The sequence below is a fragment of the Actinoplanes ianthinogenes genome, from assembly GCF_018324205.1.
Classification (GTDB): Bacteria; Actinomycetota; Actinomycetes; order Mycobacteriales; family Micromonosporaceae; genus Actinoplanes; species Actinoplanes ianthinogenes.
In genome coordinates, this window is sequence record NZ_AP023356.1 from 2,084,285 (window position 1) to 2,103,268 (window position 18,984).

An 18,984-nucleotide genomic window follows, 5' to 3' on the forward strand; every position below is an offset into this window, starting at 1 on the left:
TCACAGCTGTTTCGACGCTTTCCGGAACCCCTGATCAGGTACGACGCGACGGTGCTCCCCCGGTCGGCAACTCACTGACCGGATGAGGCGCTCTGGGTGAGCCACCGCTCGATGCAGGCGAGCAGATCCTCGGCGTCGACCGGCTTGGTCACGTAGTCGCTGGCGCCCGACGAGATGCTCTTCTCCCGGTCGCCGTGCATCGCTTTCGCGGTCACGGCGATGATCGGCAGGTTCGCGTACTTGGGCATGGCGCGGATGGCGGCGGTGGCGGCGTAGCCGTCCATCTCGGGCATCATGACGTCCATCAGGATCAGGTCGATGTCGTCGTGCTGGGCGAGCACGTCGATGCCCTTGCGGCCGTTCTCGGCGTAGACGACCTCCATCCCGTGCAGTTCCAGGATGTTGGTCAGCGCGAACACGTTGCGGGCGTCGTCGTCGACCACCAGGACCTTGCGGCCGGCCAGGTTCTGCGCGATGCCGGAGACGCCGGCGATCGTGTCGATGCGCATCGGTGGTGGCATCACCGGGTAGCCGGCCTCGGTCGACAGGTGCAGGGTGATCCGCTCGCGCAATTCGTCCAGGCTCGACAAGGACTCCAGCGGCCGGGTCTGCGCGAGCGCCTGCAACAGGGTGTCGTTGCCCGGCGGCGCCTGCTGGTTACGGAACACCAGCACCGGCAGCTCACGCAGCTCCGCCTCGTCGTGCAGCGCTTTGAGGAAATTCGGGCCGCTGTCGGCCGGCATGTTCAGATCCATCACGACCGCGTGGAACGGCTGTGCGCGTAGCTGTCCGATGGCCTCGGCCGAGTCGACCGCCGTCAGCACGTCGATCGGTCCCTGGGTCTGGGTCACCGCCGCAGCGGCGCCCCGAGCGATCAGTGTCAGCAGCCCTTCGGCATTGTTCTCCACGACCAACAGCCGCCGGGGGCCGTCCAGTTCGACGAGCGGCGCCATCTCCGAGGCGGGCAGCGCCGGCGCCATGGGCGCCGCGGGCACGGTGGCCCGCTGGACCGGCATGTAGAGGGTGAAGGTGCTGCCCTGCCCGAGCACACTCTGGGCGGCGATCTCACCGCCGAGCAGCCAGGCGATCTCGCGGCTGATGGACAGGCCGAGGCCGGTGCCGCCGTAGCGGCGGCTGGTGGTGCCGTCGGCCTGCTGGAAGGCGTCGAAGATCGCGGTGAGTTGCTGTTCGGCGATGCCGATGCCGGTGTCGGTCACCCGGAAGGCGATCACCGTGTCCTGCTCGGCCAGCGCCGGGGACAGCTCGTCGGGCCGGGCGCGGTCGATGCGTAGCCGGACACCGCCCTGTTCGGTGAACTTGACCGCGTTGGAGAGCAGGTTACGCAGAACCTGGCGCAGCCGTTGCTCGTCGGTGAACAGCCCGGCCGGAACGTCGGCGGCGGTGGTCACCTCGAAGTCGAGGTTGCGGGAGGTGGTCAGCGGCCGGAACGTCGCCTCGACGTAGCCGAGCAGGTTGCGCAGCTCGAACGCCTCCGGCGCGATGTCCATCTTGCCGGCCTCGACCTTCGACAGGTCCAGGATGTCGTTGATCAGCTGCAGCAGGTCGGTGCCGGCCGAGTGGATCACGGTCGCGTATTCGACCTGCTTGGCGGTCAGGTTCCGGTTCGGGTTCTGCGCCAGCAACTGCGCGAGGATCAACAGCGAGTTCAGCGGCGTACGCAATTCGTGGCTCATGTTGGCCAGGAACTCCGACTTGTACTTCGAGGCGAGCGCGAGCTGCTGGGCGCGGGCCTCGAGTTCCTGGCGGGCCTGTTCGATCTCGGAGTTCTTCGTCTCGATGTCGCGGTTCTGCCGGGCCAGCAGCGACGCCTTGTCCTCCAGCTCGGCGTTCGAGCGCTGCAACTCTTCCGAGCGGGCCTGCAGCTCCTCCGAGCGGGCCTGCAGCTCGGCGGCGAGCCGCTGTGACTCGGTGAGCAGCACGTCGGTACGGGCGTTGGCGACCATCGTGTTCACGTTGACCCCGATGATCTCCATCAGCTGGTCCAGGAAATCGTGGTGCACCTGCAGGAACGGCGTCATGGCGGCCAGCTCGATGACACCCAGCGCCTGGTCCTCGACCAGGATCGGGACCACGACCACCTGCATCGGAGCCAGCGAGCCGAGGCTGGAGGAAACGGTGAAGTACTCCGCGGGCATCTCGTCGACCACGATGCGCCGTTTCGCCACGGCGGCCTGACCGACCAGGGACTCGCCGAGGGCGTATCGCCGGCCGGCCCCCTGGTGTCCGTAAGTGCCGACCACACGCAGGTCCGCGCTCGGGCCGATGTCGTCGACCAGCAGGAACGTGCCGAGCTGCGCGCCGACCAGGGGGACCAGTTCGTTCATCACCAGGGAGGCGACGACTTCGAGGTCCCGGTGGCCCTGCATGAGGGACGAGATGCGGGCCAGGTTGGTCTTGAGCCAGTCCTGTTCCTGGTTGGCCCGGGTGGTCTCGCGCAGCGACTCCACCATGAAGTTGATGTTGTCCTTGAGCTCGGCGACCTCACCCGAGGCGTCCACCGTGATCGAGCGGGTCAGGTCGCCGGTGGCCACGGCGCTGGTCACCTCGGCGATGGCACGGACCTGACGGGTCAGGTTCCCGGCGAGCTCGTTGACGTTCTCGGTGAGCCGCTTCCACGTACCGGAAACGCCTTCGACCTCGGCCTGACCGCCCAACCGGCCCTCGCTGCCGACCTCCCGGGCCACCCGGGTGACCTCCGCGGCGAAACTGGACAGCTGATCGACCATCGTGTTGATGGTGGTCTTGAGTTCCAGAATCTCGCCGCGCGCGTCGACGTCGATCTTCTTCGTCAGATCACCCTGCGCGACGGCGGTGGTCACCTGGGCGATGTTGCGGACCTGGCCGGTGAGGTTGTTCGCCATCGAGTTGACGTTGTCGGTCAGGTCCTTCCACGTCCCGGCCACGTTCGGCACCCGAGCCTGGCCGCCGAGCTGCCCCTCGGTGCCCACCTCACGGGCCACGCGGGTCACCTCGTCGGCGAACGCGGACAGGGTGTCGACCATCGTGTTGATCGTCTGCGCCAGGACGGCGACCTCGCCCTTGGCCTCGACGGTGATCTTGCGGCTCAGGTCGCCCTGGGCCACCGCCGTGGCGACCAGCGCGATCGAGCGCACCTGGTTGGTCAGGTTGGAGGCCATCACGTTGACGTTGTCGGTGAGGTCCTTCCAGGTGCCGCCGACGTTGAGCACCCGTGCCTGGCCACCGAGACGGCCCTCGGTGCCGACCTCGCGGGCCACCCGGGTCACCTCGTCGGCGAACGCGGACAGCTGGTCGACCATCGTGTTGATGGTCTCCTTCAGCTCGGCGATCTCACCACGGGCGTCGACCCGGATCTTCTGGGTCAGATCACCGCGGGCCACGGCGGTGGTCACCTCGGCGATGCTGCGCACCTGAGCGGTCAGGTTGTCACCCATGACGTTGACCGACTCGGTGAGGTCCTTCCACGTGCCGGAGACACCCTTGACGTCGGCCTGGCCACCGAGACGGCCCTCGGTGCCGACCTCCCGGGCCACCCGGGTCACCTCGTCGGCGAAGCTGGAGAGCTGGTCCACCATCGTGTTGATGGTGTTCTTCAGCTCGAGGATCTCGCCCCGGGCGGTCACCGTGATCTTCTGCGACAGGTCGCCACGAGCCACCGCCGTGGCTACCTGCGCGATGCTGCGGACCTGGTCGGTGAGGTTGCCGGCCATCGAGTTCACCGAGTCGGTCAGGTCGCGCCAGGTGCCCGCGACGCCGCTGACCTGGGCCTGCCCGCCGAGCCGGCCGTCGGTGCCGACCTCGCGGGCCACCCGGGTCACCTCGTCGGCGAAGCTGGAGAGCTGGTCGACCATCGTGTTGATGGTGCTCTTGAGTTCGAGGATCTCGCCGCGCGCGTCGACGGTGATCTTCTGCGACAGGTCACCGCGGGCCACGGCCGTGGTCACCTGGGCGATGTTGCGGACCTGGTTGGTGAGGTTGCCGGCCATGAAGTTCACCGAGTCGGTCAGGTCACGCCAGGTCCCGGCGACGCCGGGCACCTCGGCCTGCCCGCCGAGCCGGCCCTCGCTGCCGACCTCGCGAGCCACCCGGGTCACCTCGTCGGCGAAACTCGACAGCTCGTCGACCATCGTGTTGATGGTGTTCTTCAGTTCGAGGATCTCACCGCGTACGTCGACGGTGATCTTCTGCGACAGGTCGCCGCGGGCGACCGCGGTGGCGACCTGCGCGATGTCGCGGACCTGGTCGGTGAGGTTGCCGGCCATCGCGTTCACCGAGTCGGTGAGGTCCTTCCAGGTGCCGGAGACCCCCGGCACCTCCGCCTGCCCACCGAGCTGGCCTTCCGTGCCGACCTCCCGGGCGACCCGGGTCACCTCGGAAGTGAACAGCGACAGCTGGTCCACCATGCCGTTGAAAACCGTGGCGATCTCCCCGAGCAGGCCGTCACCGTCGTCGGGCAGACGGGTGCCGAAGTCACCGTCGCGGACAGCGGTCAGCCCAGCCAGCAACTGCCGCAGGTCACGGTCGGCCACCGCCGGACTCGCCACCACACCGGCCGCGGAATCGTGCATGGGCACATCGTTGCTCACAGGATGCTCTCCACCGCTCGTCGTCACCCCGTCACGGCCGGGGCAGGCGCGACGGTCGGCGGTAAGTATGCACTGATCCCTTTCGGTGGTCGTACACACGTTCGCCGCAAATAGATCATGCGGGAACCGGCTGCCGACGGCCACACGAGCGCCTCGGCTCAGGTGCCTCGGCGGATGGGTACGCGGCACCCCTCGGGGAGGTGCCGCGTGCCCGCGGTCGAGGGTGCACTCGCGGTCAGCGGCCGTAGGTCTCCAGCAGCCGCAGCCAGACCTCGCTGACCGTGGGGAACGACGGCACCGCGTGCCACAGCCGGTCCAGCGGAACCTCGCCGACGATCGCGATCGTCGCCGCGTGGACCAGCTCGGCGACATCCGGGCCGACCAGGGTGAACCCGACGATCACCCGGCGGTCCTCGTCCACGACCATGCGGGCCGTGCCCTGGTAACCCTCGGCGTGCAACGAGGAGCCGGCCACCCGGCCCAGGTCGTAATCGACGACCCGGGTACGCAGCCCGGCCGCCTCGGCCGCGGCCGCGGTCAGGCCGACGGAGGCGACCTCGGGATCGGTGAACACGACCTGCGGGATCGCTCGTTCGTCTGCGGTCACCGCGTGCCGGCCCCAGGCGCCGGTGTCGGCCGGTTCGCCCTTGGCCCGGGCCACGATCGCGTCACCCAGGTTGCGTGCCTGGTATTTGCCCTGGTGGGTGAGTAGCACCCGGCGGTTGACGTCCCCGGCGGCGTACAGCCAGTCCCCGGCGCCGACGACGCGCAGGGCCTCGTCGACCGCCAGCCAGTCACCCGGTTCGAGCCCGACCGTGTCCAGCCCGATGTCCCGGGTGTTCGGCGTCCGGCCGATCGCCACCAGCACCTCGTCCGCCTCGACCTGGCCGCCCTCGGCCAGGGTGACGCGTACCGTCGCGTCAGGGTTTCGCCGGACCTCGACGGCTTCCGCGCCGACCCGCACGGATACGCCGGCGGCCCGCAGCGAGGCGATGACTCGCTCCCCCACGAACGGCTCGGCCAGGGGCAGCACGCCGTCGCGGGCCAGCAGCGTCACCGACGAGCCGAGAGCCGTGAACGCGGTCGCCATCTCGGCGCCGACCACCCCACCGCCGATGACCACCAGCCGGGCCGGCACGCGTTTCGCCGACGCCGCTTCCCGACTGGTCCACGGCCGGGCGTCGCGCAGGCCGGTGATGTCCGGCACCAGCGCGCTGCTGCCGGTCGCCACGACCACCGCGTGACGAGCGGTCAGCGTGGTCACCGTGCCACCGCCGGTGACCTCGACCGTCCGCTCGCCGCTGATCCGGCCCTGGCCGCGGAAGAGGTCGATCCCGGCCGACTCCAGCCACGAGACCTGGCCGTCGTCCTTCCAGTTGGACGCGAAGGAGTCGCGCCGGCTCAGGACCGCGGCCACGTCCAGCTCGCCGGTCACCGCCTCCCGGGCGCCGGGCAGCTGCCGGGCGGCCCGCAGCGCCGCCGCACTGCGCAGCAGCGCCTTCGTCGGCATGCACGCCCAGTAGGAGCACTCGCCCCCGACCAGTTCACGCTCCACGATCGCCGCGGTCAGACCGCCCTGCATCACGCGGTCGGCGACGTTCTCCCCGACCGGGCCGGCACCGATCACGATGACGTCGTACTCCGTGGTGGTCATGATCAGTTGCCCTTCGCGACGCGGCCGAGCCGGATGGCGGCGATGAGGAAGAAGATGGCGCCGGGGACGGCGTAGCCGGCCGCGTTGGTCAGCGCCGGGTCGGCGGCGGAGGCGCCGGCGATGAACGAGCCGCCGGCGAGCACCGAGATACCACCGCTGATGATCATCGGCCACTGGCCGCCAAGCTTGCGGCGCGGGATCGCCACGATGAGCTGCACCAGACCGGCGACGATCGCCCAGGCGCCCCACACCCGCAGCATGGCCGGGATGCCGGACGCGGCGGCCGCGCCCAGGCCGACCGCGGTGAGCAGGCTGACCACGATGTTCCCGGAGAGCAGGGCCGGCGAGGTGGCCGTCCGTGACGTGCGCAGGTCGTACACGGCGGCGCCGACGTCGAAGAGCGGGTAGAGCACGAACAGGGTCACCGTGAGCGGGTTGATCTCCTTCGCGGTGGTGATCGCGACGACGGCCCACACGATGGCGAACGCGAAGCGGATGAAGTAGAGCCGGCGCAGCGCGGAAGCCGTCTGGGCGATGCCGGGCGAAGCAGCGGTGGTGGTCACGGTGACCCCTTCAGTCGATGCCTCCACAGGGGGAGAACGTTCTGTCTCCCAAAGACTGCAGCGTTGAACCGGCACTGTCAAGACAGAACGTTCTACCTCTCTGCTCGTAGCAGAGTGAACGATCTGTCGTTTAGGCTGAATTCATGACGCGCGGTGCGACCGACATCCGACCCTCCGAGGCGCGAACCCGGCTCCTCAGCACCGCCACCAGGATTTTCTACGCGGAGGGGATCCACGCGGTCGGCGTCGACCGGATCATCGCCGAGGCGAAGGTGACCCGGGCCACCTTTTACCGGCACTTCCCCGGCAAGGACGATCTCATCCTCGCCTACCTGCGCGAAGTTCACGCCATGGACCGCGGCCAGATCGAAGCGGCCGTCGCGGCCGCCGGCTCGTCCCCGGTCGACCAGGCACTGGCCATCGCCGGCACCATCGCCGCGGGGATCCAGTCGCCCGACTTCCGCGGGTGCGCCTTCCTGAACGCCGCCGCGGAATACCCGGACGAGGCCCACCCCGTGCACTGGGAGATCATCGCCCACCGGCAGTGGTTCCTGGACACGCTCACCACGCTGATGGCCCAGGTGCACCGGGAGACGGCCGACCCCGCCGCGCGCCACTTCGTCATGCTCCGCGACGGCGCGATGGCGGCCGGCTGCCTCTTCGACCCCGCGCTGGTCGTCGAGACTTTCCTGCGCGGGATCGAAGGACTCCTGCGGGTCAACACCGACCGCCAGTCGGCCGACTCCGCGGCCGGATAACCTCGGCGCCGCGGACCGGCCACCTCGGGCCCTGTATCTGCTGCTGGCCCTGATCGCCGCGGTGACCGCCGGGCTGAGCCTGCCCGCCGTGCAGGGGCAGATGCGGGCCACCGACCAGAACGCCCTGGTCTTCAGCCCGGCCGGGGCTCGGCCACTGCCGGGTGCGGTGCTTGAGTCCCTTCTTCTACGCCGTCGACACCGTCGTGCCGCTGATCGACCTGCATCAGCGGTCCACCTGGTACCTGGTGGCCGAAGGCGACGGCGTGCTGCTGGCGTGGGCGCTCAACCTCTGCACGATCCTCGGCTGGGTCGCCTCGACCGTCTTCGCGGTGTCCTTCACCCGCCTCGGGCGAGGTGGGTGACCGGTCGCACAGCCGTCCTGCGGTCACATCGCGCGCGACGATCGATCCGCCGGGCCGGACGCTCTCGCGGGGTCTGCGCCAGGGAACACGGCAGCGGACGGCGCGAGGATCCGCGCCGTCCGCCACGAACAAACGTCAGGCGCCGGGGTGGTCGACGTCCCCGCGCCACGAGCCGGTCTCGATGCCACGGCTCTCGATGAACTCCTTGAACCGCTTGGCGTCTGCCTTGACCTGGTGGCTGTCCACGCCCACCGCACTGCCGACCTTCTCGGCGAACCCTTCCGGCTCCCAGTCGAGCTGGATGGTCACCCTGGTCTCGTTGTCGGCGAGGCGGTGGAACGTCACGACGCCGGCGTGCCGGGTGTCCCCGCCGGTGCTCTTCCACGCCACCCGCTCGTCCGGGTGCTGTTCGGTGATCTCCGCGTCGAACTCCCGGGTCTGCCCGGCGACCTTGGTCACCCAGTGGGTGCGGGTGTCGCCGACCTGGGTGATCGACTCGACGCCGTCCATGAACTTCGGGAAGTCCTCGAACTGGGTCCACTGGTTGTACGCCGTACCGATCGGCACGTTCACATCGACGGACTCGGTCACGGTGCTCACGATCTTCTCCTTCGCTCCGGGTACCGGTCGACTACCCGGGAGCGAGGGAGCCAAACAAGTTGCGTCGATTCGTGCGTCGATTCATATTCCGAAGAGCGGGTAATGACCGCCCATGAGGTTGTTGAGCACGGCCCTGGTGATCGGGCTGGGTGTCCGCGTCGTCCGCTCGCGCCACCGGCGTTTCCTGCATCCGGCCGGCCGCTCGTTCACCGGCACACTGGAGATCTGGGGCGCTGGCGAGCTGCTCGGCGCGGCTCTCCTGGACCAGCCGGCCGTCTACGGCGTCACCGTCCGGATCTCCAAGGGGGTGGGCACCAAAGGCGCCCGCGGCGACATCCGCGGTGTCGCCATCCGCGTCGACGGCATCGACCTGCTGCTCTCCTCCACCGGCACGACACCGGTGACCAAACGCCTGCCGGTCCCCCGGCGCAGCTTCGACACCGTGTACGGCGCGATCACCCCGTACCGCTCCGCGACCCGCAAGCTGTACCTGGAGACGGTCCCGGACCCGGACGGCCGATCGCTGGGCAGGTCGCTGGCCACGGTGCCGTCCGGCGCGACGCTGCTGCTGCGCGCGAGCGACCACACGGTCGGCCGGCTCACCCTCGGCCATGAGTTGCCGCCGGCCGTGGACGAGGCGCTCGCCTTCGACCCGGTCCGCAACACCACGGCCGACCTGCACCCGACGGGTCTCATCCACGCGTCCCGCGCGGTGGCGTACCGGATGAGCCAGCGCTGGCGCGGCGCCGTCACCAGCCGAGGGTCCCGCGCCTGCCCTTGAACAGCCGACGATGCCTGCGGTGATCCACCCGCCGTAGAAGTCACGGTCCTGCGGCCGAGCCGGCTGCGACCGCCGGGAAGCAGTGCGAGCCGCTTATGAGGAGCGCCAGGCCCAAACGCAGCACCCCTCGCCGTCCACCCAGGACGCCGAACAGCAGCGTCGGCCGTCGGCTGCAAGACCCCAAGACGCCGAACCCAGCGCGCCAGGCTGCTCATCGACCGCAGAGATTGCGTCTTCGCGCTTCCACGGCCACGCTGCGACGGGCCTCGCGACCACCGGAAACGGTGACCGGCCGGAACAGCCGGTCGGCAACCCGCCCCCGCACGGGCGAAGGAAAGTCGCGATGGACACAGGGCATCTGAACCGGGCGGGTGAAGAACGCCGCCTGAATTCTTGCCCCCAAACGCAAACAGGGACTTGCTCCGCGTAAAGCGGGAAAGTCCCTGTGACCTGCGTCGGGCTGACAGGATTTGAACCTGCGACCCCTTGACCCCCAGTCAAGTGCGCTACCAAGCTGCGCTACAGCCCGATCCCGCCCCGAACCTCAGCCCGGCGCGACATCTCCTAAAGCTTACCAACCTCACCCATGAGCTTTCCCCCGGCCCCCCGGCCCCGTCTTCTTCCGAGGCTTCACCGACAGCTCGATCGGAGTCCCCTCGAACCCGAACTCCTCCCGCAGCTTCCGCTCGATGAACCGCAGGTACCCCGCGTCGAACGGCCCGGTGGTGAACAGCACGAACCGGGGCGGCGCCACCCCGGCCTGCGTCACGAAGAGCGCCCGGGGAGCCCGCCCACCCCGGACCGGGTGCGGCGTAGCCTGGGTCAGCGCGGTCAGCCACTGGTTCAGCGCGCCGGTCGGGATGCGCTGCTCCCACGACGCCAGCGCTCGGCGTACCGCGGGGGCGATCTTGTCCACCGCCCGGCCGGTCTTGGCCGAGATGTTCACCCGGACCGCCCAGGTCACCCGTTTGAGGTCCCGGTCGATCTCCTTGTCCAGGTAGAACCGCCGGTCCGGGTCGACGAGGTCCCACTTGTTGAACGCGATCACCAGCGCCCGGCCGGACTCGATGACCTGGGAGATCACCCGCTGATCCTGCTCGCTGATCACCTCGCCGGAGTCGAGCAGCACCACCGCCACCTCGGCGGCCTCGACGGCGCCGGCCGTGCGGAGGGACGCGTAGTACTCGGTGCCGGACGCCTGGTGCACCCGCTTGCGCAGGCCGGCGGTGTCCACCAGCTGCCAGATCTCGCCGTCCATCTCGACCAGGCTGTCCACCGGGTCGACGGTGGTGCCCGCCACCGAGTCGACGACCGCCCGCTCCTCGTTCGCGAGGCGGTTGAGCAGGCTGGACTTCCCGACGTTGGGACGACCGACCAGGGCGATCCGCCGCGGGCCGCGCGGGCCGCCCTCCACCACCGGCGGGGTGGGCGGCAGCGAGTCGAGAATCAGGTCGAGCAGGTCGCCGGATCCCCGCCCGTGCAGCGCCGAGATCGGATGCGGCTCACCGAGTCCCAGCGACCACAGCGAGACCGCCTCGAGCTCGAGGTTCTGGTTGTCGGCCTTGTTGGCGATCAGGATGACCGGCTTCTTGCTCCGCCGCAGCATCTTGACCGCGGCCTCGTCGACGTCGGTGGCGCCGACCGTCACGTCGACCACGAAGATCACCACGTCGGCCGTCTGCACCGCGATCTCGGCCTGCGCCGCGATGGCGGCCGCGCGGTCCCGGGCGTCCGGCTCCCACCCGCCGGTGTCGACGACGGTGAAGCGCCGCCCGTTCCACTGCGCGTCGTAGGGAACCCGGTCCCGGGTCACCCCGGCGACGTCCTCGACGACCGCCTGCCGGCGCCCGATGATCCGGTTGACCAGCGTCGACTTGCCGACGTTGGGGCGGCCGACGACGGCGACGACCGGCACCGGGCCAGAGAAGGAATCCTCGGAGGACGACGGGTCCTCGGAAGAACTGGAGAAATCGAACCCGCCCTCGAAGTCGTTGAGATCGAGGCCGGCGGGGAACTCAGTCACTTACTTACCTTGCTGTCGAGCAGACTCAGGAGGTGCTGCACGACCTCGTCGATGCCCATTCCGGTGGTGTCCACCTCGATGGCGTCGGAGGCCTGGCGCAGCGGGTCGGTGGCGCGGGTGCTGTCCAGCTTGTCGCGGCGCGCCAGGTCCGCTTCGGTGGCCGCCACCTCGGTGGCGTCCTCGGCGCTGCGCCGCGCGGCGCGGGCGGCGGCCGAGGCGGTCAGGTACACCTTGAGGTCGGCGTCCGGCGCGACCACGGAGGCGATGTCGCGGCCCTCGACGATGATCCGCGGGTGCGACGTGATGATCGCCTGCTGGAGCGCGACCAGGTGCTTGCGGACCGCCGGCACCGCGGCGACGGCGGACACGGCGCCGGTCACCTCGGGCCCGCGGATGGGCGCGTCGACATTCGTCCCGTTCGCGGCGAAATGCGGCGCGGTGGGGTCGGTGCCGATCGACAGCTCGGTCTCCAGCACGATCTTCGCGATCGCGTCCTGGTCGGCCAGTTCGACGCCCGCCTGCAGGACTGCCCAGGTCACCGCCCGGTACATCGCGCCGGTGTCGAGGTAGACCCCGTCGACCGCGCTCGCGAGCCGGCGGGAGACGGTGGACTTACCGGAGCCCGATGGGCCGTCGACCGCCACGACGCACTTCGTGGGCCGTGCTTCTAGCGCCACCGTTCCTCCTGATGTCCCCGGACCAACAACCCTCCCATTGTGCCCACCGCCGCCCCACCCGGCGAACCTGGGGCACCCCGGCCACCCGCGGACGCCGGCTCGGCATCGAAAAAGTGCCCGATCCGTGGGCAGAGACGCGACCCATTCCACCCTACCCAACCCGAAGCGCCCGCGCCGATCGCCAGAAGACCCAGGTTGACCTGCCCATTCGTCCCATCGGGCGGACATCGCCATCGATCCGTCCGCCGATCCGCGGGCACGCGCCGGGTCCGCTTCGGCTTCCGGCGGACACGCTTTCGGTACGCCCGGAGCACGCGCCCGTTCCCGAAATGTCGTAACCATGCCCGCCGTCCGCGCCCGCCTCGACCCGGACAGTGCCCGCACGTCGAGCCCGGGCGCCGGAGCGCCACCACATCGAGAAAGGCATCTTTACAAGAAAGGCATCAATGTATTAACTCGACGTTACGAGGTGGGAGCGCTCCCATCCGAACCATGAAGGGAGCGGGGCCATGCCACGGGCGTATCGCAACGCCGTACTCGCGCTGCTGCTGATGACCGGGATCATCGTCCTGGCCCGGCCGTCGCAGGCCGCCGAGCCGGCCTACAACTACGGCGAGGCGCTGCAGAAGTCGCTGCTCTTCTACGAGGCACAGGTCTCCGGCAAGAAGCCCGACTGGAACCGGGTGTCCTGGCGCGGCGACTCGGCGATGACCGACGGCGCCGACGCCGGGCTCGACCTGACCGGCGGCTGGTTCGACGCCGGCGACCACGTCAAGTTCGGGCTGCCGATGGCGTTCAGCACCACCATGCTGGCCTGGGGCGCGGTGCAGAACCGGGCCGCCTACGCGGCGTCCGGGCAGCTCACCCACCTGCTGAACAACCTGCGGGTGCCCAACGACTACTTCATCAAGGCGCACCCCTCGGCCACCGTGCTCTACGGGCAGGTCGGCAACGGCGACGCCGACCACAAGTGGTGGGGACCGGCCGAGGTGATGCCGATGGCGCGTCCGGCGTACAAAATCGACGCCACCTGTGGTGGCAGCGACCTGGCCGGTGAGACGGCGGCCGCGATGGCCGCCAGCTCGATGGTCTTCCGGCCGACCGACGCGGCCTACGCGGACAAGCTGCTCACGCACGCCAAGCAGCTGTACACGTTCGCGGACACGGTGCGCCGCAACTACTCGGACTGCATCACCGACGCGGCGGCCTACTACAAGTCGTGGAGTGGCTACAGCGACGAGCTGGTGTGGGGCGCGATCTGGCTGTACCGGGCGACCGGCGACACGACCTATCTGAGCAAGGCCGAGGCGGGGTACGACGCGCAGGGCAACGAGCCGCAGACGACCACCAAGTCCTACAAGTGGACGATCTCCTGGGACAACAAGCAGTTCGGCAACTACGTGCTGCTCGCCCAGCTGACCGGCAAGCAGAAGTACCTCGACGACGCGAACCGGTGGCTGGACTGGTTCACCGTCGGGGTCAACGGCGACAAGGTGCGCACCTCCCCCGGCGGCGAGGTCTTCGTGGACAGCTGGGGCTCGCTGCGTTATGCCGCCAACACCGCCTTCGCGGCGCTGGTCTACAGCGATTACCTGACCGATCAGACGCGCAAGGCGCGGTACCACGACTTCGCGGTCCGGCAGATCAACTATGCGCTCGGCGACAACCCGCGCAAGGCGAGCTACGTCATCGGGTTCGGCGCGAACCCGCCGAAGAACCCGCATCACCGGACCGCGCACGGGTCCTGGTGGGACAGCCAGCAGGTGCCCGAGCAGACCCGGCACACCCTGTACGGCGCGCTGGTCGGCGGGCCGTCGGCGCCGGACGACAAGTACACCGACAGCCGCGGCGACTATGTGATGAACGAGGTCGCCGACGACTACAACGCCGGGTTCACCTCGGCGCTGGTCGCGCTCTACGGCGAGTTCGGCGGCACCCCGCTGACCGGCTTCCCGCAAGCCGAGAAGCCGGACCTGGCCGAGATGTCGGTGGAGACCACGGTGATGCAGAACGAGACGCGCAGCACCGGGATCAAGGTGGTCGTCTACAACAAGTCGGCGTTCCCGGCACGGGCGTTGACGCACGCGAGGTTCCGCTACTACTTCACCCGGGACGACGACTCGGCGGTGACTGTGTCCTCGCCCTACACCCAGGGGTGTCCCGGGCCGACGGCCGCGAAGCAGGCGTCGGGTTCACTCTGGTACGTCGAGGTCGACTGCACCGGGTACACGATCGCGCCGGCCGGGCAGTCCGCGCACCGGATGGAGGTCCAGCTCAAGATCGGCGTGGCCGAGGGCGGGAAGTGGGATCCGGCCAACGACCCGTCCTACCGGGCCGCGGCCGGGCAGAACCCGGATGTGCCGCTCTATGAGGGCACGACGCTCGTCTGGGGTCAGGAACCGGACGGCGGCCCCACTTCCAGCCCGTCCCCGTCGACCTCGCCCTCGCCGTCGGCCTCACCCTCGACCTCGCCGTCGCCGTCGACCTCCCCCAGCAGCAGCCCGACACCGAGCGGCCCGTGCCGGGTCGGCTACAGCACCACCGACTGGAGCAGCGGCTTCACCGCGACCGTCACGCTCACCAACACGAGCCAGACCACGATCAACACCTGGAACCTTCAATTCGCGTACGCCGCGGGCCAGCGCGTCAGCCAAGCCTGGTCGGCGACCGTCACCCAGTCCGGCACCCAGGTCACCGCCACCAACCTGAGCTACAACGGCACCCTGGCGCCCGGAGCCTCCACCAGCTTCGGCTTCAACGGCACCTCCACCGGCACGAACCCGCGTCCCGCGGCGTTCACCCTCAACGGCGCCACCTGCACGATCGCCTGACGACCCCGCGGGGCGCGCGTCCACCCCGGACGCGCGCCCTAGCGCTGGCTGCTCTCGCGGATCTTCAGGTCGGTCTGGAGCGTGACCGTCGAAGGGGGCCGGTCGGGTTCGGCGATCCGCTCGGCCAGCAGCGTCGCGGCGGTGCGGCCCAGCTCGTACGTCGGCTGGGCGATCGTGGTCAGTGACGGGCGGAACAACCGTGCCCCGGGAATCTCGTCGAAGCCGACCACGCCGATCTCGGCGGGGATGGCGACGCCCCGGTCGACCAGGCACTCGACGGCGCCGACGGTCATCAGGTTGTTGGCGGCGAAGACCGCGTCCGGCGGGTCGCCCGCGTCGAGCAGGGACGCCATCGCGGCGTAGCCACCGTCCTCGCGAAAGTCGGCGTGCCGGACCAGGCTGTCCGGGGCCTCCAGGCCGGCGGCTGCGAGCGCCCGCTGGTAACCGCGCAGGCGTTGCACGGCGGTGGACACCGTGCGCGGGCCGGTGATGCAGGCGATCCGCCGGTAGCCGTGCTCGGCCAGGTGCGCGGTGGCCAGCTCGGCGCCGTGCTCGTTGTCGACCAGGACGCTGTCGACCCGGGTGCCGCTGATCTGCCGGTCGATCGCGACCACCGGGGTGCCGGCCTCGATCAGCCGCTGAACGTTGGCGGACCGGCCGGAACTGGAGATGATCACGCCGGCCATCTGGTCCTCGAGCGCGGCCGTGACATACCGCGCCTCCTTCGCCGGGTCCTCGTCGCTGTTGCAGAGCACGACCGAGTAACCGGCGCGCTGGCCCACGTCCTCGACGCCACGGACCAGCGCGGTGAAGAACGGGTTCCCGACGTCGGAGATGATCACCGCCCACAGTGTGGTGCGGCTGCGGCGCAGGTTGCGGGCCACGCTGTTGGGCCGGTAGTTGAGGTCGCGGACCGCGGTCTGCACCCGGGCGGCCAGGTCGGGGTCGACGGTGGCCTGCCCGTTGAGCACCCGGGAGACGGTGGCCGGGGAGACCTGCGCTCGCTGCGCGACGTCATAGATGGTCGCCATGATCCCCATCTTTCCCGACCGGCCGGGCGGCGGGCACGCGACCGCCCTCGGAGCGCCATGATGTCACGCCGATCATCCGCCGACGCGCGGCCGGGACTACGCGCGGTAGCCGTCGAAGAGGGGACCGCCCGCGCTCCGGAGGATCTCGGTGACCAGTGGGGCCGGGTCGTCGCGGGACGCGAGCCAGCGGTCGGCGAAGGCGGGATCGTGGTCGCGCAGTTCGCGCAGCAGCCACTTGCCGCTGCCGAGCCAGCGGCCGGCCAGGGTGAGGCGGGCCTCGGCGGCGCCGGTCCACAGGGACGCGGCGATCACGGTGCGTTCACCCGGGTCGGTGGCGTGGCGGAGGTCGTCGAGACCGTCGGTCAGGGCGTACCGAAGCCAATCCCGCTCGGCGGTGGTGAGCGGGCCCGGACCGGCGGCGAGCACCTCGGCACAGTGCGCCGGCAGGTCACCCGGGTCGCCGACGAGGACCACGCCGTGCGCCAGCATGCGGTGGGTGCTCGGCTTGCGCTGGGACCGCTCGCTCGCCATGAACCCGGCGAGCCTCTCCCGGGTGTGGACGAAGAACTCGACCGGCCAGCCGCTGAGGGTCAGGCTCTCCCGGTGGCCGGGGTCGGTCTCGTCGAGCACGACGATGTCCAGGTCGGAGCCCGCGGTGCGGTGCGGGCCGAGCACGCTGCCGGTCAGCATCGCCCACTCGGCATCCGGAAAACGATCACGGACGAGCTCGCGGGCGACATCCACCGGATCCACGGGTTGCTTCCTCTCTGACCGATATCGGCCACGCCGCGCAGAACGCTGGATCGATGATCACCCGAACGCCGGATTCCGGCAAACTTTTTCAAGCGTTTCGGAACAGCACGCTGACCTGCGGTTATCCGGGTCGCTCCACGCTCCCGGGGACCCCTTGCGGGCGACAGGCATTGAACCGCCCGCCCGGCGGCTCCCGTATGGCCCCCCAACCGGTGAACATCGACGTCCAACGACGAGGAGTGCTTCATGAGGTCGCGCGCGTACCGACGAGTCCAGGGAAATCCGGGAAACCGGCGGAAGGCGATCGGCGCGGCGGTGGTCGCGGGAGTACTGGTGGCCACCGGCGTGGCGGGTGTCCAGCTGGCGAACGCGAGCACCCAGCCCAAGGCCGCCAACCTGGTGAGCGTGGACGGTCAGCAGTTCGACGTCTCGCAATGCAAGCAGTTGCAGGTGAACGCGGGCAGCGTGATCTGCGACGGCGAGGAGTTGCAGCCGGTGGCGGCGCAGGACGCGGGGGCGGCGGCGGTCGCTTCGGCGCAGGCGCTGGAGGCGGCTTGTGACCAGTTCGCGGCGGATGCCGCGGCGGCGAACGGGGAGCAGGCCGGGCAGGCCGCGGATCAGAGCGCGGCGGAGAACAAGGCGGCGAACAAGAAGCTGGCCAAGAAGTACCTCAAGGCGCTGAAGAAGAAGGCGGCGGGGAAGGGCGCGGCCGGCAAGGGCGCGGGCGGCAAGGGTGCGGCCGGGAAGGGCGCGGGCGGCAAGGGCGCGGAGGCCTCGCAGGGCGCGGCTGACGAGCAGGGCGCGGCCGGCGAGCAAGAGGCGGCGGGCGACCAGGGGGCGGCCGGCGAGCAGGGGGCGGCGGGTAACGACGCCGCTGCTCAGGCGGTGACCTCGGCGCAGGCCACGCTCCTTCAGGCGTGTCTGGCGCTTGCCGACGCCAAGGCGGTGGCCGGGGCGGCCGGCGCGGGTGCCGACGATCAGGGCGCCGGGGATCAGGGTGCTGGTGACCAGGGCGCCGGGGACCAGGGTGCCGGTGACCAGGGTGCGGCGGACGATCAGAACGCTGGTGACCAGGGCGCGGGCGATGCCGCCGGTGCGGCTGACGAGCAGGGCGCGGCCGGCGACGCCGGGGAGGCCGGTGCGGCTCCGGCTGCCAAGAAGTGATGCGCTGAACGTACGGAAACCGGGGTGGGCCTTTTGGTGCCCACCCCGCCCGTTTTCCTGCGGCAGTGCGCCGGGAATTCCTAGAGTGCTTGCTTATGCGCCGCGTCGCCCGGGTCATCGCCACACTCACCGCCGGATTCGCGGCGGCCGCGCCCCTTCCGGCGCCGCCGCCACTGCATCAGGGGTGGATCGTGACGAAGGCGGATCACACCCGATGTCTGACCGGCGGGGCGATCGGCAGCATTCTGCGGGTCCTGCCGTGCTCGAACGAGACGCCGGGTCAGAACTGGTTCCAGGCGAGCACCGGCAAGTTCTACAACGGGGAGAACTGCATCCGGGCCGAGGGTGCCGTGGTGCGGGTGGCGGCCTGCGACGGAACGGATCCGGCGCAGGAGTGGTGGTTCGTCGACGTGATTCGCAGCGGCCGCTACGGCCCGTGCCTGACCGAAGAGAACAGTTCCGGAACGGTCCGGCTGCGTGACTGCACCTGGCGGCGGAATCAGAAGTGGCGGTCCACCTCCTGATCACGCGGCACATCATGGGCAAACGCGTGATGAGCGTGGCCGGTAGTCTCGATCGCCGTGAATAGGTTCAGGTATGCGTTCGCGGCGCTGACGGCTGCCGCGCTCACCGTCACCACGATGGTCGTGTCGCCGGCGGTGGCGCAGGCCGCGGCGCCGGAATACTCCCACTGCCAGCAGAATCTCGTGATCGTCTCGTCCTCGGACGAGGTGGTGTCGGCCGAACTCGGCTACACCGGCAGCAATGCGAACATGCTCCGGGCCCGCGCCGGCGACCGCTTCGGGCCGTGGGAGCAGTTCGTGATCTGCTGGAAGGAATTCAATTTCCCGTACCACCTGAACTCGGCCGAGGTCATCATCGGCTCCCTGGCCGCGGGCAAATGGGTGTCGGCCGAGTACGGCTACACCGGCTCCCGCTACGCCATGCTGCGCGCCCGGGCCGACCAGATCGGGCCCTGGGAGACGTTCAAGATGCGGAGTCTGGGCAACGGTGACGTGGTCATCGCCAGTTCGCAGGGCTATGTCTCGGTCGAGCGCGATTACACCGGCTCCACCAACCGGATGCTGCGGGCCCGGGGTCAGCAGATCGGGCCGTGGGAGACGTTCCGCATCGTCGACACGGAGACCGGTCAATCCCTGCACTACCTGTTCCCGAACTGGTGAGTCCCGCCTCGGTGGGT

General features: G+C 69.9%; 15 protein-coding genes and 1 tRNA gene. 7 read left to right on the forward strand and 9 right to left on the reverse strand.

The features are described from left to right. Nucleotides 1-71: 71 nt before the first annotated feature. From Aiant_RS09600 to Aiant_RS09610, 3 genes are all read right to left on the reverse strand, one after another. Entirely contained in the window at nucleotides 72-4,568 is a 4,497-nt protein-coding gene (locus Aiant_RS09600) for a HAMP domain-containing protein (protein ID WP_189336656.1), read from the reverse strand. A 253-nt stretch (nucleotides 4,569-4,821) separates the two neighbouring features. Next, the gene (locus Aiant_RS09605; RefSeq protein ID WP_189336655.1) at nucleotides 4,822-6,240 is read right to left on the reverse strand and encodes a dihydrolipoyl dehydrogenase family protein; all 1,419 of its coding nucleotides are present in this window, start codon (nucleotides 6,238-6,240) and stop codon (nucleotides 4,822-4,824) included. A gap of 2 nt (nucleotides 6,241-6,242) precedes the next feature. Continuing rightward, nucleotides 6,243-6,803 (reverse strand): hypothetical protein, encoded by a 561-nt coding sequence (locus Aiant_RS09610; RefSeq protein WP_189336654.1) that lies wholly within the window; start codon nucleotides 6,801-6,803, stop codon nucleotides 6,243-6,245. Nucleotides 6,804-6,946: 143 nt separating this feature from the next. On the opposite strand from Aiant_RS09610, the gene Aiant_RS09615 reads away from it, so the two are divergent. Both Aiant_RS09615 and Aiant_RS09620 read left to right on the forward strand, forming a co-directional pair. Further along, nucleotides 6,947-7,561, forward strand: coding sequence for a TetR/AcrR family transcriptional regulator (locus Aiant_RS09615; protein ID WP_189336653.1), 615 nt, complete (start codon nucleotides 6,947-6,949; stop codon nucleotides 7,559-7,561). Nucleotides 7,562-7,731: 170 nt separating this feature from the next. Then, the gene (locus Aiant_RS09620) at nucleotides 7,732-7,923 is read left to right on the forward strand and encodes a hypothetical protein (RefSeq protein ID WP_189336652.1); all 192 of its coding nucleotides are present in this window, start codon (nucleotides 7,732-7,734) and stop codon (nucleotides 7,921-7,923) included. Nucleotides 7,924-8,058: 135 nt separating this feature from the next. On the opposite strand, the gene Aiant_RS09625 is transcribed toward Aiant_RS09620, so the two are convergent. Next, the gene (locus Aiant_RS09625) at nucleotides 8,059-8,523 is read right to left on the reverse strand and encodes an SRPBCC family protein (RefSeq protein ID WP_212847030.1); all 465 of its coding nucleotides are present in this window, start codon (nucleotides 8,521-8,523) and stop codon (nucleotides 8,059-8,061) included. Between the two features lie 112 nt (nucleotides 8,524-8,635). On the opposite strand from Aiant_RS09625, the gene Aiant_RS09630 reads away from it, so the two are divergent. After that, nucleotides 8,636-9,304, forward strand: coding sequence for a hypothetical protein (locus Aiant_RS09630; protein WP_189336651.1), 669 nt, complete (start codon nucleotides 8,636-8,638; stop codon nucleotides 9,302-9,304). 455 nt (nucleotides 9,305-9,759) lie between these two features. Here the strand turns inward: Aiant_RS09630 and Aiant_RS09635 are convergent. The 3 genes from Aiant_RS09635 to cmk all read right to left on the reverse strand — a co-directional run bounded on the left by Aiant_RS09635 (nucleotide 9,760) and on the right by cmk (nucleotide 12,004). Continuing rightward, nucleotides 9,760-9,833, reverse strand: a tRNA-Pro gene (locus Aiant_RS09635). Nucleotides 9,834-9,884: 51 nt separating this feature from the next. Continuing rightward, on the reverse strand, nucleotides 9,885-11,219 hold the full coding sequence (gene der, locus Aiant_RS09640; RefSeq protein WP_229831459.1) for a ribosome biogenesis GTPase Der: 1,335 nt from the start codon (nucleotides 11,217-11,219) through the stop codon (nucleotides 9,885-9,887). A gap of 104 nt (nucleotides 11,220-11,323) precedes the next feature. Beyond that, nucleotides 11,324-12,004, reverse strand: a complete 681-nt coding sequence (gene cmk, locus Aiant_RS09645) for a (d)CMP kinase (RefSeq protein ID WP_189336649.1) — start codon at nucleotides 12,002-12,004, stop codon at nucleotides 11,324-11,326. A 509-nt stretch (nucleotides 12,005-12,513) separates the two neighbouring features. Here cmk and Aiant_RS09650 point away from each other — a divergent pair. Beyond that, nucleotides 12,514-14,835: a glycoside hydrolase family 9 protein gene (locus tag Aiant_RS09650; protein ID WP_189336648.1), complete on the forward strand. Its 2,322-nt coding sequence runs from the start codon at nucleotides 12,514-12,516 to the stop codon at nucleotides 14,833-14,835. A 38-nt stretch (nucleotides 14,836-14,873) separates the two neighbouring features. Here the strand turns inward: Aiant_RS09650 and Aiant_RS09655 are convergent, their stop codons facing one another. Together Aiant_RS09655 and Aiant_RS09660 are read right to left on the reverse strand one after the other, a co-directional pair. Next, nucleotides 14,874-15,866, reverse strand: a complete 993-nt coding sequence (locus Aiant_RS09655) for a LacI family DNA-binding transcriptional regulator (protein ID WP_189336647.1) — start codon at nucleotides 15,864-15,866, stop codon at nucleotides 14,874-14,876. A gap of 96 nt (nucleotides 15,867-15,962) precedes the next feature. Next, nucleotides 15,963-16,619, reverse strand: coding sequence for a nucleotidyltransferase domain-containing protein (locus Aiant_RS09660; protein ID WP_189336646.1), 657 nt, complete (start codon nucleotides 16,617-16,619; stop codon nucleotides 15,963-15,965). A 246-nt stretch (nucleotides 16,620-16,865) separates the two neighbouring features. Between Aiant_RS09660 and Aiant_RS09665 the strand changes: the two genes are divergently transcribed. The 3 genes from Aiant_RS09665 to Aiant_RS09675 all read left to right on the forward strand — a co-directional run bounded on the left by Aiant_RS09665 (nucleotide 16,866) and on the right by Aiant_RS09675 (nucleotide 18,967). Beyond that, complete coding sequence (locus Aiant_RS09665) at nucleotides 16,866-17,783, forward strand: hypothetical protein (protein ID WP_189336645.1); 918 nt, start codon at nucleotides 16,866-16,868, stop codon at nucleotides 17,781-17,783. A 95-nt stretch (nucleotides 17,784-17,878) separates the two neighbouring features. Continuing rightward, complete coding sequence (locus Aiant_RS09670) at nucleotides 17,879-18,307, forward strand: RICIN domain-containing protein (protein WP_189336644.1); 429 nt, start codon at nucleotides 17,879-17,881, stop codon at nucleotides 18,305-18,307. 57 nt (nucleotides 18,308-18,364) lie between these two features. Then, complete coding sequence (locus tag Aiant_RS09675) at nucleotides 18,365-18,967, forward strand: fascin domain-containing protein (protein ID WP_189336643.1); 603 nt, start codon at nucleotides 18,365-18,367, stop codon at nucleotides 18,965-18,967. Nucleotides 18,968-18,984: the final 17 nt, after the last annotated feature.

Coding starts and splice junctions, on each gene's coding strand:
- Aiant_RS09600 (WP_189336656.1), bottom strand. CDS start 4,568: ATGCACGATTCCGCGGCCGGTGTGGTGGCGAGTCCGGCGGTGGCCGAC.
- Aiant_RS09605 (WP_189336655.1), bottom strand. CDS start 6,240: ATGACCACCACGGAGTACGACGTCATCGTGATCGGTGCCGGCCCGGTC.
- Aiant_RS09615 (WP_189336653.1), top strand. CDS start 6,947: ATGACGCGCGGTGCGACCGACATCCGACCCTCCGAGGCGCGAACCCGG.
- Aiant_RS09630 (WP_189336651.1), top strand. CDS start 8,636: ATGAGGTTGTTGAGCACGGCCCTGGTGATCGGGCTGGGTGTCCGCGTC.
- Aiant_RS09650 (WP_189336648.1), top strand. CDS start 12,514: ATGCCACGGGCGTATCGCAACGCCGTACTCGCGCTGCTGCTGATGACC.
- Aiant_RS09655 (WP_189336647.1), bottom strand. CDS start 15,866: ATGGCGACCATCTATGACGTCGCGCAGCGAGCGCAGGTCTCCCCGGCC.
- Aiant_RS09665 (WP_189336645.1), top strand. CDS start 16,866: ATGAGGTCGCGCGCGTACCGACGAGTCCAGGGAAATCCGGGAAACCGG.
- Aiant_RS09670 (WP_189336644.1), top strand. CDS start 17,879: ATGCGCCGCGTCGCCCGGGTCATCGCCACACTCACCGCCGGATTCGCG.